We start from the raw sequence: 14,792 nt of genomic DNA on the forward strand, positions 1-14,792 counted from the left end.
GAGATATGTCGTCATTTGATTATCTGAAAACTGCCATCAAGCAACAGGGCTGTACGCTACAGCAGGTGGCTGATGCCAGCGGTATGACCAAAGGGTATTTAAGCCAGTTACTGAATGCCAAAATTAAAAGCCCCAGCGCGCAAAAGCTGGAGGCGTTGCACCGTTATTTGGGACTTGAATTTCCCCGGCAGAAGAAAACTATTGGTGTTGTATTCGGTAAGTTTTACCCGCTGCATACCGGACATATCTACCTTATCCAGCGTGCCTGTAGTCAGGTTGACGAGCTGCATATCATTATGGGCTTTGACGATACCCGCGACCGCGCGTTGTTCGAAGATAGCGCCATGTCGCAGCAGCCCACGGTGCCGGATCGTCTGCGCTGGTTATTGCAAACTTTTAAATATCAGAAAAATATTCGCATTCATGCCTTCAACGAAGAGGGCATGGAGCCGTATCCGCATGGCTGGGATGTGTGGAGCAACGGCATCAAAAAGTTTATGGCTGAAAAAGGGATCCAGCCGGATCTGATCTACACCTCGGAAGAAGCCGACGCGCCGCAGTATATGGAACATCTGGGGATCGAAACGGTGTTGGTCGATCCGAAACGTACTTTTATGAGTATCAGTGGTGCGCAGATCCGCGAAAATCCGTTCCGCTACTGGGAATATATTCCTACCGAAGTGAAGCCGTTCTTTGTGCGCACCGTGGCGATCCTTGGCGGCGAATCGAGCGGTAAATCCACCCTGGTAAACAAACTTGCTAATATCTTCAACACTACCAGTGCATGGGAATATGGTCGCGATTATGTCTTTTCGCATCTTGGCGGCGATGAGATTGCATTGCAGTATTCCGACTACGATAAAATCGCGCTTGGACACGCTCAATATATTGATTTTGCAGTAAAATATGCCAATAAAGTGGCGTTTATCGACACCGATTTTGTGACAACTCAGGCGTTCTGCAAAAAGTACGAAGGGCGCGAGCATCCGTTCGTACAGGCGCTGATCGATGAATACCGTTTTGATCTGGTGATTCTGCTGGAGAACAACACGCCGTGGGTGGCGGATGGTTTACGCAGTCTCGGCAGTTCGGTGGATCGCAAAGAGTTCCAGAACTTGCTGGTGGAGATGCTGGAAGAGAACAATATCGAATTTGTGCGGGTTGAAGAAGACGATTACGACAGCCGTTTCCTGCGCTGTGTGGAGCTGGTGCGGGAGATGATGGGGGAGCAGGGATAATCATCTTTATAAGATGTTGAGTGATATTACTGATTCAAAAGTGTACTTAGTACTCCATTTTGGTGTACAATGTACCTGCCAGGGAGGGGTAATGGGCAAGGCGATAATATTTATAGAGACGCCAATGTTTACGCGTCAGATCAAGCAGATTGCAACCGATGATGAATTAAAGGAATTGCAAAAAGAACTCATCGGAACTCCCGATAAAGGTGATCTCATTCAGCAGACTGGTGGATTGCGTAAAGTCCGAATGGCTGCGGGTTCACAGGGAAAAAGTGGCAGTGTCAGAATAATTTACTTTCTGGCGACGGAAGAGATTATTTATTTGATTATGGCCTATCCGAAGAATGCCAAAGACAGTCTGACAGATACGGAAAAAGCTCAACTAAAGAAGTTGACGAAACTGCTCAAAGGTGAGGTATAAAATGAGTTTTTTTGATGAGTTGAAAACCTCTCTGGAAGAGGCTGTCGAGATTAAACAAGGTTTAAAAGAACCTGCACGGGTGACCCGCTACGAAATTGCGGATGTTAAAGCTATTCGTGAGCAACTCAACGTTTCGCAAAGTGAGATGGCAAAAGCTCTGGGAACCAGTGTGGATACCATTAAAAGCTGGGAATCGAAGCGAAGAAATCCTACGGGATTGGCTGCAAAAGTACTTGCCACAATTAAAGAAAATCCTGCCTTTTTCCGGGAACTTGCCTCCCATTAATCATTTAACTATTACCGGATGCGATGCTGGCGCGCCGCATCCGGCATTTTACGCATTACTTCGCAATACGCTTGTACTTGATACGCTTCGGCTCCAGCGCGTCTGCGCCCAGCGTGCGTTTCTTGTACTCTTCGTACTCGGTAAAGTTACCTTCAAAGAACTCAACTTTACCTTCATCCTGGTAGTCCAGGATGTGCGTGGCGATACGGTCGAGGAACCAACGGTCGTGCGAGATAACCATCGCGCAGCCCGGGAACTCCAGCAGGGCGTTTTCCAGTGCGCGCAGGGTTTCGATATCCAGGTCGTTGGTTGGTTCGTCGAGCAGCAGCATGTTGCCGCCAACCTGCAGCAGCTTCGCCAGATGCAGACGACCACGCTCACCACCGGAGAGTTCGCCAACGCGTTTACCCTGATCAACCCCTTTAAAGTTAAAGCGGCCAACGTAGGCGCGGCTTGGCATCTCGGTGTTACCGATCTTCATGATATCCAGCCCGCCGGAAACTTCTTCCCAAACGGTTTTGCTGTTATCCATTGAGTCACGGAACTGATCGACAGATGCCAGTTTCACCGTTTCACCTAAAGTGATGGTGCCGCTGTCTGGCTGTTCCTGACCAGAGATCATACGGAACAGGGTTGATTTACCCGCGCCGTTCGGACCGATGATCCCGACGATCGCCCCTTTAGGGATCGAGAAGCTCAGATCATCAATCAGCAGACGATCGCCGTAAGATTTACGCAGGTTGCTGACTTCCAACACTTTATCGCCCAGACGCGGTCCAGGTGGAATAAACAGTTCGTTGGTTTCGTTACGTTTCTGATATTCGGTGCTGTTCAGCTCTTCAAAGCGCGCCAGACGTGCTTTACCTTTCGACTGACGGCCTTTAGTTCCCTGACGTACCCACTCCAGCTCTTTCTCGATCGACTTACGACGCGCTGCTTCTTGTGAAGCTTCCTGCGCCAGACGCTGATCTTTCTGCTCCAGCCAGGAGGAGTAGTTACCTTCCCACGGAATACCTTCACCGCGGTCAAGTTCGAGGATCCAGCCTGCAACGTTATCGAGGAAGTAACGGTCGTGGGTAATTGCCACCACGGTGCCCTCGAAGTCGTGCAGGAAGCGTTCCAGCCATGCTACGGATTCGGCATCCAGGTGGTTGGTCGGTTCGTCGAGCAGCAGCATGTCTGGTTTTTCCAGCAGCAGGCGGCACAACGCCACGCGACGACGCTCACCACCGGAAAGGTTAGCGATTTTCGCGTCCCAGTCCGGCAGACGCAGCGCATCAGCCGCACGCTCCAGCTGAACGTTCAGGTTATGACCGTCATGAGCCTGAATGATCTCTTCCAGACGGCCTTGTTCAGCGGCCAGCTTGTCAAAATCGGCATCCGGATCGGCGTACAGCGCATAGACTTCATCCAGACGTTTCAGAGCGTTAACCACTTCAGAAACCGCTTCTTCAATGGATTCACGCACGGTGTGTTCCGGGTTCAGCTGAGGTTCCTGTGGCAGGTAACCAATCTTGATGTCTGGCTGCGGACGCGCTTCACCTTCGATGTCTTTATCAATGCCCGCCATAATGCGCAGCAGGGTAGACTTACCCGCGCCGTTCAGACCCAGGACACCAATTTTTGCCCCAGGGAAGAAACTCAGAGAGATGTTTTTCAAAATATGACGTTTCGGCGGAACAACTTTGCCGACACGATGCATGGTATAAACGAATTGAGCCACGTTGGACTTCGCCTCTATGTTTATCGTGATGATGAGTTTTCAAAGGCGAAGTGTAGCCTGTTTCCTTATCTAATCCCAGCCGGTCGATCACCCTCGCAGTAAAAGTAAAAAAGTGTCCGTAACGTGGCGTAAACGGCAATGACTGGTTAGCATAAATCTATTACGCGGCATGACGCTGTATTGATGTATTGACACTTAGAGGATGCGCTTGTGGAAAAAGCCAAACACGTTACCTGGCGGCTGTTGGCTGTCGGTGTCTGTCTGCTGACGGCCAGCAGCGTGGCGCGAGCCGACTCACTGGATGAGCAGCGTAGCCGTTACGCGCAAATTAAGCAGGCCTGGGATAATCGACAAATGGATGTGGTCGAACAAATGATGCCTGGACTGAAGGATTATCCACTTTATCCCTATCTGGAATACCGCCAGATCACCGATGATCTGATGAATCAACCGGCGGTCACTGTCACTAACTTTGTTCGCGCTAACCCCACGCTTCCTCCCGCTCGCACGCTACAATCTCGTTTCGTCAATGAACTGGCGCGGCGTGAAGACTGGCGTGGTTTGTTAGCCTTTAGCCCGGAAAAGCCAGGAACTACCGAAGCGCAATGTAATTACTACTATGCGAAATGGAACACCGGGCAGAGTGAAGAAGCCTGGCAAGGGGCGAAAGAGTTGTGGCTAACCGGCAAGAGCCAGCCTAACGCCTGTGACAAGTTATTTAGCGTCTGGCGTGCGTCAGGTAAACAAGATCCGCTGGCGTATTTAGAGCGTATCCGTCTGGCGATGAAAGCGGGTAACACAGGCCTGGTGACAGTACTGGCAGGGCAGATGCCTGCCGATTACCAGACTATCGCCTCGGCAATCATTTCACTGGCGAACAACCCTAATACAGTACTGACCTTCGCACGTACAACCGGCGCGACCGATTTTACCCGTCAAATGGCGGCGGTGGCGTTTGCCAGCGTGGCGCGGCAGGATGCTGAAAATGCACGGCTGATGATCCCGTCGCTTGCCCAGGCACAGCAGCTTAATGAAGATCAGATTCAGGAACTGCGCGATATCGTCGCCTGGCGTTTGATGGGCAACGATGTCACCGACGAGCAGGCGAAATGGCGCGATGACGCCATTATGCGCTCGCAATCCACCTCGTTGATTGAACGCCGAGTACGGATGGCGCTTGGCACTGGCGATCGGCGTGGACTGAATACCTGGCTGGCGCGTTTGCCGATGGAAGCGAAAGAGAAAGATGAATGGCGTTACTGGCAGGCCGATTTATTGCTGGAACGCGGACGTGAAGCTGAAGCGAAAGAGATTCTGCATCAACTCATGCAACAGCGTGGTTTCTACCCAATGGTTGCTGCACAGCGCATCGGCGAAGAGTATGAGCTGAAGATTGATAAAGCGCCGCAGAATGTTGACAGCACCCTGACTCAGGGGCCGGAGATGGCGCGCGTGCGCGAGTTGATGTACTGGAATCTCGATAACACCGCGCGTAGCGAGTGGGCCAATCTGGTGAAGAGCAAGTCAAAAACAGAGCAGGCACAGCTGGCACGGTATGCTTTCAACAACCAATGGTGGGATCTCAGCGTTCAGGCGACGATCGCCGGGAAGTTGTGGGATCATCTGGAAGAACGATTCCCGCTGGCCTACAACGATTTTTTCAAACGTTACACCAGCGGTAAGGAGATCCCGCAAAGCTATGCGATGGCGATTGCCCGTCAGGAGAGCGCCTGGAATCCGAAAGTGAAGTCACCGGTAGGGGCCAGCGGGCTGATGCAGATTATGCCTGGTACGGCGACCCATACGGTGAAGATGTTCTCTATTCCTGGCTACAGCAGCCCTGGGCAATTGCTGGATCCGGAAACGAACATCAACATCGGCACCAGTTACCTGCAATATGTTTATCAGCAGTTTGGCAATAACCGTATTTTCGCCTCAGCAGCTTATAACGCCGGACCTGGACGAGTGCGCACCTGGCTTGGCAACAGCGCTGGTCGAATCGACGCAGTGGCATTTGTCGAGAGTATTCCGTTCTCTGAGACGCGCGGTTATGTGAAGAACGTGCTGGCTTATGACGCTTACTACCGCTATTTCATGGGGGATAAACCAACGTTGATGAGCGCCACGGAATGGGGACGTCGTTACTGATCCGCACGTTTATGATATGCTATCGTACTCTTTAGCGAGTACAACCGGGGGAGGCATTTTGCTTCCCCCGCTAACAATGGCGACATATTATGGCCCAACAATCACCCTATTCAGCAGCGATGGCAGAACAGCGTCACCAGGAGTGGTTACGTTTTGTCGACCTGCTTAAGAATGCCTACCAAAACGATCTCCATTTACCGTTGTTAAACCTGATGCTGACGCCAGATGAGCGCGAAGCGTTGGGGACTCGCGTGCGTATTGTCGAAGAGCTGTTGCGCGGCGAAATGAGCCAGCGTGAGTTGAAAAATGAACTCGGCGCTGGCATCGCGACGATTACGCGTGGATCTAACAGTCTGAAAGCCGCGCCTGTCGAGCTGCGCCAGTGGCTGGAAGAGGTGTTGCTGAAAGATCACTGATACACGGAATTATGAAACGGACTCAGCGCCAGGATCACCGCCTGGTGATAGACGCTGGCGCGAGTGAGCTTCCCGGCGGTAAATACGCCGATTGCACCTTCTTTACGGCCAATTTCATCAATGCCGGTATAACGCGACATCACGGGGCCGAGCGCCTCGCCTTCACGCACTTTCTCCAGAATCACCTCAGGCAACGGCAAAGTTGCCGAACGCGCTTCGCCACGCTGGCTGGCGTTTTCAATCACCACCCAACTGAAGGTGCTGTCGCCATCAATCCCCGCTTCAATCGCCACCCAAAAATCAGCCTCTGGATGTAAACAGCGAGCATTTGCCACCCGATTTCGTGCGCCAGCGCGCGTTTCCTCACTGCCAAAGGGCTGTTCCGGTACACCGCTCTCGACGGCAACGGATGCAATATGGCAGGATCCTTCGCCGAAGATCTCGTGAAATGCCTGCAGAATGGCCTGAATTTTAGCGGGATTGGTGGTCGCACAGACAACTTGGTGCATAATCAGCATTACTCAGAAAATTAACGTTACAGCAGTATACGGAAAAAAAGCATGTTACAGGTATACCTAGTCCGCCACGGTGAAACGCAGTGGAACGCCGAGCGACGTATTCAGGGCCAGTCTGACAGCCCGCTGACTGCCAAAGGTGAGCAACAGGCGATGCAGGTGGCGACCCGTGCCAAAGAGCTTGGCATTACGCATATCATCAGTAGCGATTTAGGGCGCACCCGCCGCACGGCGGAAATCATCGCCCAGGCCTGCGGCTGCGATATTCTCCTTGATCCTCGTCTGCGTGAATTAAATATGGGTGTACTGGAAACAAGAAATATCGATTCACTCACCGAAGAAGAAGAAAACTGGCGTCGCCAGCTGGTCAATGGCACCAAGGATGGCCGGATCCCACAAGGGGAATCAATGCTGGAATTAAGTGAGCGTATGCATTCCGCACTGGCGTCTTGCCTGGAGCTGCCGCAGGGAAGCCGACCTTTACTGGTGAGTCATGGTATCGCGTTGGGATGTCTGGTGAGTACCATTCTGGGTTTACCTGCATGGGCAGAGCGTCGCTTACGTCTGCGTAACTGTTCTATTTCGCGCGTGGACTATCAGGAAAGCCAGTGGCTGGCGTCAGGTTGGGTAGTAGAAACCGCAGGGGACGTCTCACATCTGGATGCCCCTGCGTTAGATGAGTTACAGCGTTAACGACGGACAGGAATCAGCAATTCGCAGCGTAGATTCATCGGGCGATCCCCCGCTTTGGCATCTTCTGCCGGGTAGTATCGCTCAATATCCTGACCTTTACGGCGCGTGAGATTCAGTGTAGGCATACAAGTGCCGTAAACCGTCAGGATAAATTCCTGTACGCCTGTTCCCAGACCTTCGTAGGTAAACATTACATATTCGCCGCCCTGCAACAGTACCGGATACCCCGCCTGCACATAGCCGTTTGCTTGATCCTGAGGCAAAGCAGTGGTGTAAAACACTTCCTGTTCGTCATCTCTCTCCTGGCTTGGACGCGTTTCGTTCAGACCGTAAAGCACTGGCGGAATCGCCGGAGCATTACCCAGGAAATCGTGCCAGAACTGATAGCGCATTTCGTGGCGGAAATCGGAGATTTCTTCCAGCGAGCAGGAGTAACTTTGCGTGACGCCGATCAGTGGCGTGTCATCCAGCGTCACAAATTTGTGCTCTGGCATGGTGAATTCACCTAAACGCAGCGGTGGGCGAATACCAAACGCACTCCATTCTGGAGAACGACGATACAGCGCAGGAGTCTGGGCAAACTGCTTCTTGAATGCGCGGGTAAAAGTTTGTTGAGAGTCGAAACGGTATTGCAGTGCGATGTCCAGAATCGGACGTGCAGTCAGGCGAAGCGCAACAGCAGATTTCGATAAACGACGGGCACGGATATACGCGCCAATCGCATGGCCCGTGACATCCTTAAACATTCTTTGCAGATGCCACTTGGAATAACCTGCTTTCGCCGCCACATTATCGAGTGACAACGGTTGATCCAGGTGACCTTCCAGCCAAATTAAGAGGTCGCGAATAATGCCGGCCTGATCCATAAAATATCCTCATCCTTTAAACAACGAGTACCTGACATCAGGTAAATGGATAATAGCATTTTTTGCTATTTTAGCATTCAGTGTTTTTTTTGCTTTTAAATGCTCTTGCTGATTCATCACAAGATAATTCTGGTAATTATGTGATCTATAAAAAATTTCTTTTAAAATGGCGTGAATTTATTCATTCAGATTTTTAGAGATGGTAACAATATGAAATATAAGCATTTAATCATGGCGTCTTTGCTGGCTTTTATCGGCCACGCAGCACATGCAGAACAAATTGGTTCAGTTGATACAGTGTTCAAGATGATCGGCCCGGATCACAAAATTGTTGTCGAGGCGTTTGATGATCCGGAAGTGAAAAATGTCACTTGCTATGTCAGTCGGGCGAAAACAGGGGGAATTAAGGGAGGGCTGGGGCTGGCGGAAGATACATCTGATGCAGCAATCTCCTGCCAGCAGGTCGGGCCGATTGAGTTGAGCGACAGAATTAAAAACGGCAAAGCCCAGGGCGAGGTAGTGTTTAAGAAACGCACATCGTTACTGTTTAAATCCTTACAGGTGGTGCGTTTCTATGACGCCAAACGTAATGCGCTAGCTTATCTGGCCTACTCCGACAAAGTGGTCGATGGCTCACCAAAAAATGCGATTAGCGCAGTACCTGTGATGCCGTGGCGGCAATAAGCGAGTAATGCGATGCAACAAGTCCGGGTCTGGTTAGTGGAAGATGAGCAAGGGATCGCCGACACGTTGATCTACATGCTTACTCAAGAAGGATTTCTTGTTGAGGCTTTTGAGCGGGGATTGCCTGCTCTGGAAAAAGCGCATTTTCAAGTGCCGGATGTCGCTATTCTCGATGTTGGTTTGCCCGATATCAGTGGATTTGAGTTATGCCGTCAGCTGCTGGAGCGCCATCCGGCGCTGCCCATTCTTTTCCTGACCGCCCGTAGTGATGAAGTGGATCGCCTGCTGGGGCTGGAAATCGGTGCCGATGATTATGTTGCAAAACCATTCTCACCCCGCGAAGTCTGCGCCAGAGTGCGAACGCTGCTGCGGCGGGTAAAGAAATTTTCTGCACCTTCGCCTGTTATCCGCTGTGGTCAGTTTGAGCTGAACGAACCCGCTGCACAGATAAGCTGGTGTGATACTCCATTGCAGCTCACGCGCTATGAATTTTTACTGTTAAAAACACTGATTATGTCGCCAGGCCGTGTCTGGTCACGCCAGCAGTTGATGGATAAAGTCTGGGCGGATGCACAGGATACTTTTGACCGAACGGTAGATACCCATATTAAAACGCTACGCGCTAAGTTACGGGCAATTAACCCGGCACTTTCACCAATCAATACACATCGCGGAATGGGATACAGTCTGGGGAGCGCCTGATGCGCATTGGAATGCGATTGCTGCTTGGCTACTTTCTCATTGTTGCCGTTGCCGCGTGGTTTGTGTTGTCGATTTTCGTTCAGGAAATAAAACCTGGCGTGCGGCGGGCTACCGAAGGAACACTGATAGATACCGCCACACTTCTGGCAGCACTTGCGAAAGAGGATATTCTTTCCGGTGATCCGGCACATGGGCAGCTGGCACAGGCTTTTACCCAACTGCAGGATCGTCCGTTTCGCGCCAGTATTGATGGTATCAACAAGGTACGTAATGAGTACCATGTTTATATGACCGATGCACAAGGTCGTGTGTTATTTGATTCTGCCCGTAAAGCGCAAGGTGAGGATTATTCCCGCTGGAATGATGTCTGGCTGACGTTGCGAGGGCAATACGGCGCGCGTAGCACCCTGCAAAATCCTGCTAATCCCGAAAGTTCAGTGATGTATGTCGCCGCACCTGTTATGGATGGTACGCGGCTCATTGGTGTACTGAGTGTAGGCAAGCCAAACGCGGCAATGGCGCCTGTCATTAAGCGCAGCGAGCGCCGCATCCTCTGGGCGAGTGCACTATTACTGGGGATTGCGCTGGTGATAGGGGGCGCGATGATCTGGTGGATAAATCGCTCAATTGCCCGGCTGACAAATTATGCTGACTCTATTACTGAAAATAATCCCGTGCCTTTACCGGAATTAGGCAGTAGTGAATTGCGAAAACTGGCACAGGCACTGGAAAGCATGCGCGTGAAGCTGGAGGGGAAAAACTATATTGAACAATATGTTTATGCATTAACACATGAGCTAAAAAGTCCGCTGGCAGCCATTCGTGGCGCGGCAGAAATTTTGCGTGAAGGGCCACCACCAGAAATAGTGACTCGCTTTACAGAAAACATTCTGACGCAAAATGCCAGAATGCAGACGTTGGTGGAGACCTTACTGCGTCAGGCACGGCTGGAAAATCGGCAGGAGGTGACTTTTTCCCCGGTCAATGTCGATGCTCTGTTTAAGCAAGTTACTGAGGCGCGTGCGGTGCAACTGGCGGCGAAGAAAATCACTTTAGAAATACTTCCATCTGATTATTGGGTGTTAGCAGACCCCGCTTTGCTGGAGCAGGCAACGGGGAATTTGCTGGATAATGCTATCGATTTTACGCCAGAAAACGGCACTATCATTCTTAGCGCTTTCGCCCAGGAAAATAGTGTGACATTGAATATACAAGATACGGGGTACGGCATTCCTGACTACGCATTGCCCCGTATTTTCGAGCGTTTCTACTCATTACCGCGTGAAAATGGCCTGAAAAGTAGTGGGTTGGGGCTGGCATTTGTCAGAGAGGTTGCCCGCTTACTGAAAGGTGATGTCACTCTGCAAAATGTGGCTGAAGGTGGCGTACTGGCTTCGTTATCACTTCACCGTTACTTCACATAACTTCAAATTCTCTGCACATAACCTTTTTATTCTGCAAGCCTTGCAAAGGAGAAGGTTATGTTGAGATCCCCATTGTTGTGGAAAATTGTCACGTTAAGTGGCGCTATTTTGTTGTTACTGATTCCGTTGTCGATGATCCGCCTGGTGGTCACTGAACGAGCCCATTACCTGAGTAATGTTGAAGATTCGATTCGACAAAGTACCAGTGGTTCGCAAAAAGTTGTTGGTCCGCTCATCGCGATTCCGGTTACAGAGTTGTACACCGTACTTGAGGATGACAAAGAGGTTGAACGCAAGCGTAGTTTTATACATTTCTGGTTACCTGAATCGTTGATGGTTGATGGCAATCAGAATGTTGAAGAACGCAAAATTGGTATTTATTCCGGGCAAGTATGGCACAGCGATTTATCGATGAAAGCAGACTTTGACACGGCGCGGTTAAGTGAACTGAATAAACCCAATATTACTCTTGGAAGACCATTTATTGTGGTTGGTGTGGGCGATGCCAGGGGAATAGGCCTTGTTAAAGCACCGCAGATCAATGGTAATACCTTGAGTGTTGAACCTGGCACTGGATTGCAGGATCACTCGTCTGGCGTACATATTCCGTTGCCAGAGGGGTTTTCGCTTGATGAGAACCTCAGTTTGGCAATGTCGTTGAGCCTGAGTGGAACGGGCAGTTTCTCCGTTGTGCCTACCGGGCGCAATAGTGAAATGACGCTAACCAGCAACTGGCCACACCCCAGTTTTTTAGGCGATTTTTTACCTTCACAACGTGAAGTCAGTGCATCAGGATTCCACGTACAATGGCAAAGTAGTTGGTTTGCCAATAATCTGGGGGAGCGTTTATCAAAAGCCGATAAAATTCAATGGCTTCAATTACCGTCATTTAGTGTTGCCGTCGCAACACCTGCAGATCAATATCAGCTAACTGACCGGGCAACAAAATATGCCATTTTGTTGATTTCTCTTACCTTTATGGCTTTTTTCGTATTCGAAACCACAACGGAACAGCGATTGCACCCGATGCAATATCTGTTGGTTGGTTTGTCGTTAGTCATGTTCTATCTGCTGTTGCTGGCGTTAGCAGAACATATTGGATTTACTCTGGCGTGGGTTGTCGCAAGCCTGGTCGGAGCATTGATGAATGGCGTTTATCTTCAGGCAGTGCTGAAAGGTTGGCGCGTTAGTCTGGTATTTACACTGGCGCTATTAATGCTCGATGGTGTTATGTGGGCGCTATTACGTTCTGAAGACAGTGCGTTATTGCTCGGAACCAGCGTACTGTTATTAGCCTTAGGGGGGATGATGTTTGTAACACGGCATATCGACTGGTATGCACTTTCTCTGCCCAAAATGAAGAATGCGAAAATCGCACACACAGATATGAGCGATGAATTACGGATCTGGAAATAGATTTTTTCAGGCAATAAAAAACGGCGCCGGGAGCGCCGTTTTTACTGATTCAAAAGGAAGGTCATTAATCTTCCAGGTCACCGCAGAAGCGGTAGCCTTCGCCGTGGATAGTGGCGATGATTTCCGGGGTATCCGGCGTAGATTCGAAGTGCTTACGAATACGACGAATTGTCACATCTACGGTACGGTCGTGCGGCTTAAGTTCACGGCCGGTCATTTTCTTCAGCAGTTCAGCACGAGACTGAATTTTGCCAGGGTTTTCGCAGAAGTGAAGCATGGCGCGGAACTCGCTACGCGGCAATTTGTACTGCTCGCCATCAGGGCCGATCAAGGAGCGGCTGTTGATATCGAGTTCCCAACCGTTGAACTTGTAGCTTTCAACGCTACGACGTTCTTCGCTGACAGTACCCAGATTCATGGTACGAGACAGCAGGTTGCGAGCACGGATAGTCAGTTCGCGTGGGTTAAACGGTTTGGTGATGTAATCGTCTGCACCGATTTCGAGGCCGAGAATTTTATCGACTTCGTTATCGCGGCCAGTCAGGAACATCAGAGCAACGTTAGCTTGCTCACGCAGCTCACGTGCTAACAGAAGACCGTTCTTCCCGGGTAAATTGATATCCATGATCACCAGGTTGATGTCATATTCAGAGAGGATCTGATGCATTTCCGCGCCATCTGTCGCTTCGAAAACATCATAGCCTTCCGCTTCGAAAATACTCTTCAACGTGTTGCGTGTTACCAACTCGTCTTCAACGATAAGAATGTGCGGGGTCTGCATGTTTGCTACCTAAATTGCCAACTAAATCGAAACAGGAAGTACAAAAGTCCCTGACCTGCCTGCTGCATGTCGCAAATTAACATGTCAGGCGTAACATGACTAAAGTACGTAATTGCGTTCTTGATGCACTTTCCATCAACGTCAACAACATCATTAGCTTGGTCGTGGGTACTTTCCCTCTGGACCCGACAGTGTCAAAAACGGCTATCATCCTAACCATTTTAACAGCAACATAACAGGCTAAGACGTAGCGGACACTCAATAAAACTACGCTTCGTTGACATATATCAAGTTCAATTGTAGCACGTTAACAGTTTGGTGAAATGCTTGTAGCTAAATGTTAGCTTTCATCACAATTTTTCAATATTCCAACTAGTTGCACGTACTAACTAATAAATGCAGTGAATCCAATTAGTGCGATTCATTCTAAATTAAATTATCCTAAATAAACATGAGGATATACAGCTTTTGTTAACATAAAAAGCGGTGGTAACGTCAAGAAACAGTTTAGCGTTTTTTACTAAATGTGAAATGCTTTTAACGTGTTTTTCGTTAAAATTTTGTAAATTCGCGCTGCGTAATAAGCTGACATTTACGCTTGTTTGCCAGGGCAAAGAGTAAAAGAGCAACACTATGCGATTAACAATTATTCTGGTTGCGCCTGCCAGAGCGGAAAATATTGGTGCGGCAGCACGGGCGATGAAAACGATGGGATTTCATGAGATGCGTATCGTCGATAGCCAGGCTCATCTCGAACCCGCCACGCGTTGGGTTGCTCACGGCTCGGGAGATATTATTGATAATATTGCGGTTTTTTCGAGTCTTGCTGAAGCGTTACAGGACGTGGATTTTACTATTGCAACCACGGCACGAAGCCGGGCGAAGTTTCATTACTACGCGACGCCAACAGAACTGGTGCCTTTGTTGGAGGAAAAATCGTCATGGATGAATCATGTAGCACTGGTTTTTGGCCGGGAAGATTCAGGTCTGACGAATGAAGAGTTGGCTCTGGCAGATATTCTCACTGGTGTGCCAATGGTGGCAGATTACCCTTCGTTAAATTTGGGTCAGGCAGTAATGGTCTACTGCTATCAATTAGCAAACTTAATGCAACAACCCATTAAAGCCCTCGACATGAGTGATGAACATCAGCTGACTGCATTACGCACGCGTGTGATGCGGCTTTTATCAACATTAGACGTGGCTGATGACGTAAAACTGGTGGAATGGTTGCAACAGCGACTGGGGCTATTAGGACAACGAGATACAGCAATGTTGCATCGTTTACTGCACGATATTGAAAAAAACATCGCCAAATAAAAACGCATATTTTAGGATTTTTTTAGCTTTATACCCTGCCTGCAAGTAGTGATTGTTGCTTTTGTTGGTTGAATGTCGCAGAACACCCAGCATGTTGTGAACTAATTACGTAAAGTGACAAAACTAAAAAATTATTGACTTAGGTCACTAAATACT

16 protein-coding genes are annotated in these 14,792 nt (G+C 49.6%); 12 read left to right on the plus strand and 4 right to left on the minus strand.

Annotation, left to right across the window (positions count from 1 at the left end; genetic code table 11):
- The first annotated feature begins 5 nt into the window (after nt 1-5).
- The 3 genes from nadR to nadS all read left to right on the plus strand — a co-directional run bounded on the left by nadR (nt 6) and on the right by nadS (nt 1,948).
- A complete protein-coding gene (gene nadR, locus EFER_RS22380; RefSeq protein WP_000093833.1) occupies nt 6-1,238 on the plus strand; it encodes a multifunctional transcriptional regulator/nicotinamide-nucleotide adenylyltransferase/ribosylnicotinamide kinase NadR in 1,233 nt (410 codons plus the stop codon).
- A 91-nt stretch (nt 1,239-1,329) separates the two neighbouring features.
- Entirely contained in the window at nt 1,330-1,662 is a 333-nt protein-coding gene (locus EFER_RS22385; RefSeq protein WP_000513551.1) for a type II toxin-antitoxin system RelE/ParE family toxin, read from the plus strand.
- 1 nt (nt 1,663) lies between these two features.
- The gene (gene nadS, locus EFER_RS22390) at nt 1,664-1,948 is read left to right on the plus strand and encodes a NadS family protein (protein ID WP_000007436.1); all 285 of its coding nucleotides are present in this window, start codon (nt 1,664-1,666) and stop codon (nt 1,946-1,948) included.
- Nucleotides 1,949-2,003: 55 nt separating this feature from the next.
- Here the strand turns inward: nadS and ettA are convergent, their stop codons facing one another.
- Nucleotides 2,004-3,671: an energy-dependent translational throttle protein EttA gene (gene ettA, locus EFER_RS22395; RefSeq protein WP_000046749.1), complete on the minus strand. Its 1,668-nt coding sequence runs from the start codon at nt 3,669-3,671 to the stop codon at nt 2,004-2,006.
- Nucleotides 3,672-3,881: 210 nt separating this feature from the next.
- Here ettA and sltY point away from each other — a divergent pair, with 210 nt between their 5' ends.
- Entirely contained in the window at nt 3,882-5,819 is a 1,938-nt protein-coding gene (sltY, locus tag EFER_RS22400; protein ID WP_000409424.1) for a murein transglycosylase, read from the plus strand.
- A gap of 89 nt (nt 5,820-5,908) precedes the next feature.
- The gene (trpR, locus tag EFER_RS22405) at nt 5,909-6,235 is read left to right on the plus strand and encodes a trp operon repressor (protein ID WP_000068678.1); all 327 of its coding nucleotides are present in this window, start codon (nt 5,909-5,911) and stop codon (nt 6,233-6,235) included.
- Here the strand turns inward: trpR and yjjX are convergent.
- Nucleotides 6,229-6,744 (minus strand): inosine/xanthosine triphosphatase, encoded by a 516-nt coding sequence (yjjX, locus tag EFER_RS22410; protein WP_024256584.1) that lies wholly within the window; start codon nt 6,742-6,744, stop codon nt 6,229-6,231. The two genes, trpR and yjjX, sit on opposite strands and share 7 nt — an antisense overlap.
- Nucleotides 6,745-6,795: 51 nt before the next feature.
- On the opposite strand from yjjX, the gene gpmB reads away from it, so the two are divergent.
- Nucleotides 6,796-7,443: a 2,3-diphosphoglycerate-dependent phosphoglycerate mutase GpmB gene (gpmB, locus tag EFER_RS22415; protein ID WP_000942353.1), complete on the plus strand. Its 648-nt coding sequence runs from the start codon at nt 6,796-6,798 to the stop codon at nt 7,441-7,443.
- On the opposite strand, the gene robA is transcribed toward gpmB, so the two are convergent.
- Complete coding sequence (gene robA / locus EFER_RS22420; protein ID WP_000371663.1) at nt 7,440-8,309, minus strand: MDR efflux pump AcrAB transcriptional activator RobA; 870 nt, start codon at nt 8,307-8,309, stop codon at nt 7,440-7,442. The two genes, gpmB and robA, sit on opposite strands and share 4 nt — an antisense overlap.
- 210 nt (nt 8,310-8,519) lie before the next feature.
- On the opposite strand from robA, the gene creA reads away from it, so the two are divergent.
- From creA to creD, 4 genes are read left to right on the plus strand one after another with little or no spacing between them, the layout of a single operon-like run.
- Nucleotides 8,520-8,993 carry a protein CreA gene (gene creA, locus EFER_RS22425; RefSeq protein WP_000875492.1) on the plus strand — a complete coding sequence of 158 codons (474 nt, stop codon included), beginning with the start codon at nt 8,520-8,522 and terminating at the stop codon, nt 8,991-8,993.
- A 12-nt stretch (nt 8,994-9,005) separates the two neighbouring features.
- Nucleotides 9,006-9,695, plus strand: a complete 690-nt coding sequence (creB, locus tag EFER_RS22430; RefSeq protein WP_001188059.1) for a two-component system response regulator CreB — start codon at nt 9,006-9,008, stop codon at nt 9,693-9,695.
- Nucleotides 9,695-11,119 carry a two-component system sensor histidine kinase CreC gene (gene creC, locus EFER_RS22435; protein ID WP_001219549.1) on the plus strand — a complete coding sequence of 475 codons (1,425 nt, stop codon included), beginning with the start codon at nt 9,695-9,697 and terminating at the stop codon, nt 11,117-11,119. The genes creB and creC overlap by 1 nt, the downstream gene beginning before the upstream one ends.
- A gap of 57 nt (nt 11,120-11,176) precedes the next feature.
- The gene (gene creD / locus EFER_RS22440; RefSeq protein WP_000946445.1) at nt 11,177-12,535 is read left to right on the plus strand and encodes a cell envelope integrity protein CreD; all 1,359 of its coding nucleotides are present in this window, start codon (nt 11,177-11,179) and stop codon (nt 12,533-12,535) included.
- A 64-nt stretch (nt 12,536-12,599) separates the two neighbouring features.
- Here creD and arcA read toward each other — a convergent pair whose 3' ends face one another.
- On the minus strand, nt 12,600-13,316 hold the full coding sequence (gene arcA / locus EFER_RS22445; RefSeq protein ID WP_001194358.1) for a two-component system response regulator ArcA: 717 nt from the start codon (nt 13,314-13,316) through the stop codon (nt 12,600-12,602).
- Nucleotides 13,317-13,411: 95 nt separating this feature from the next.
- Here arcA and yjjY point away from each other — a divergent pair, with 95 nt between their 5' ends.
- Together yjjY and EFER_RS22455 are read left to right on the plus strand one after the other, a co-directional pair.
- The gene (gene yjjY / locus EFER_RS22450) at nt 13,412-13,552 is read left to right on the plus strand and encodes a YjjY family protein (protein ID WP_048814551.1); all 141 of its coding nucleotides are present in this window, start codon (nt 13,412-13,414) and stop codon (nt 13,550-13,552) included.
- 397 nt (nt 13,553-13,949) lie between these two features.
- The gene (locus EFER_RS22455) at nt 13,950-14,636 is read left to right on the plus strand and encodes a tRNA/rRNA methyltransferase (RefSeq protein ID WP_001241206.1); all 687 of its coding nucleotides are present in this window, start codon (nt 13,950-13,952) and stop codon (nt 14,634-14,636) included.
- The last annotated feature ends 156 nt before the right edge of the window (nt 14,637-14,792 follow it).

It is taken from the genome of Escherichia fergusonii ATCC 35469, assembly GCF_000026225.1.
GTDB lineage: Bacteria > Pseudomonadota > Gammaproteobacteria > Enterobacterales > Enterobacteriaceae > Escherichia > Escherichia fergusonii.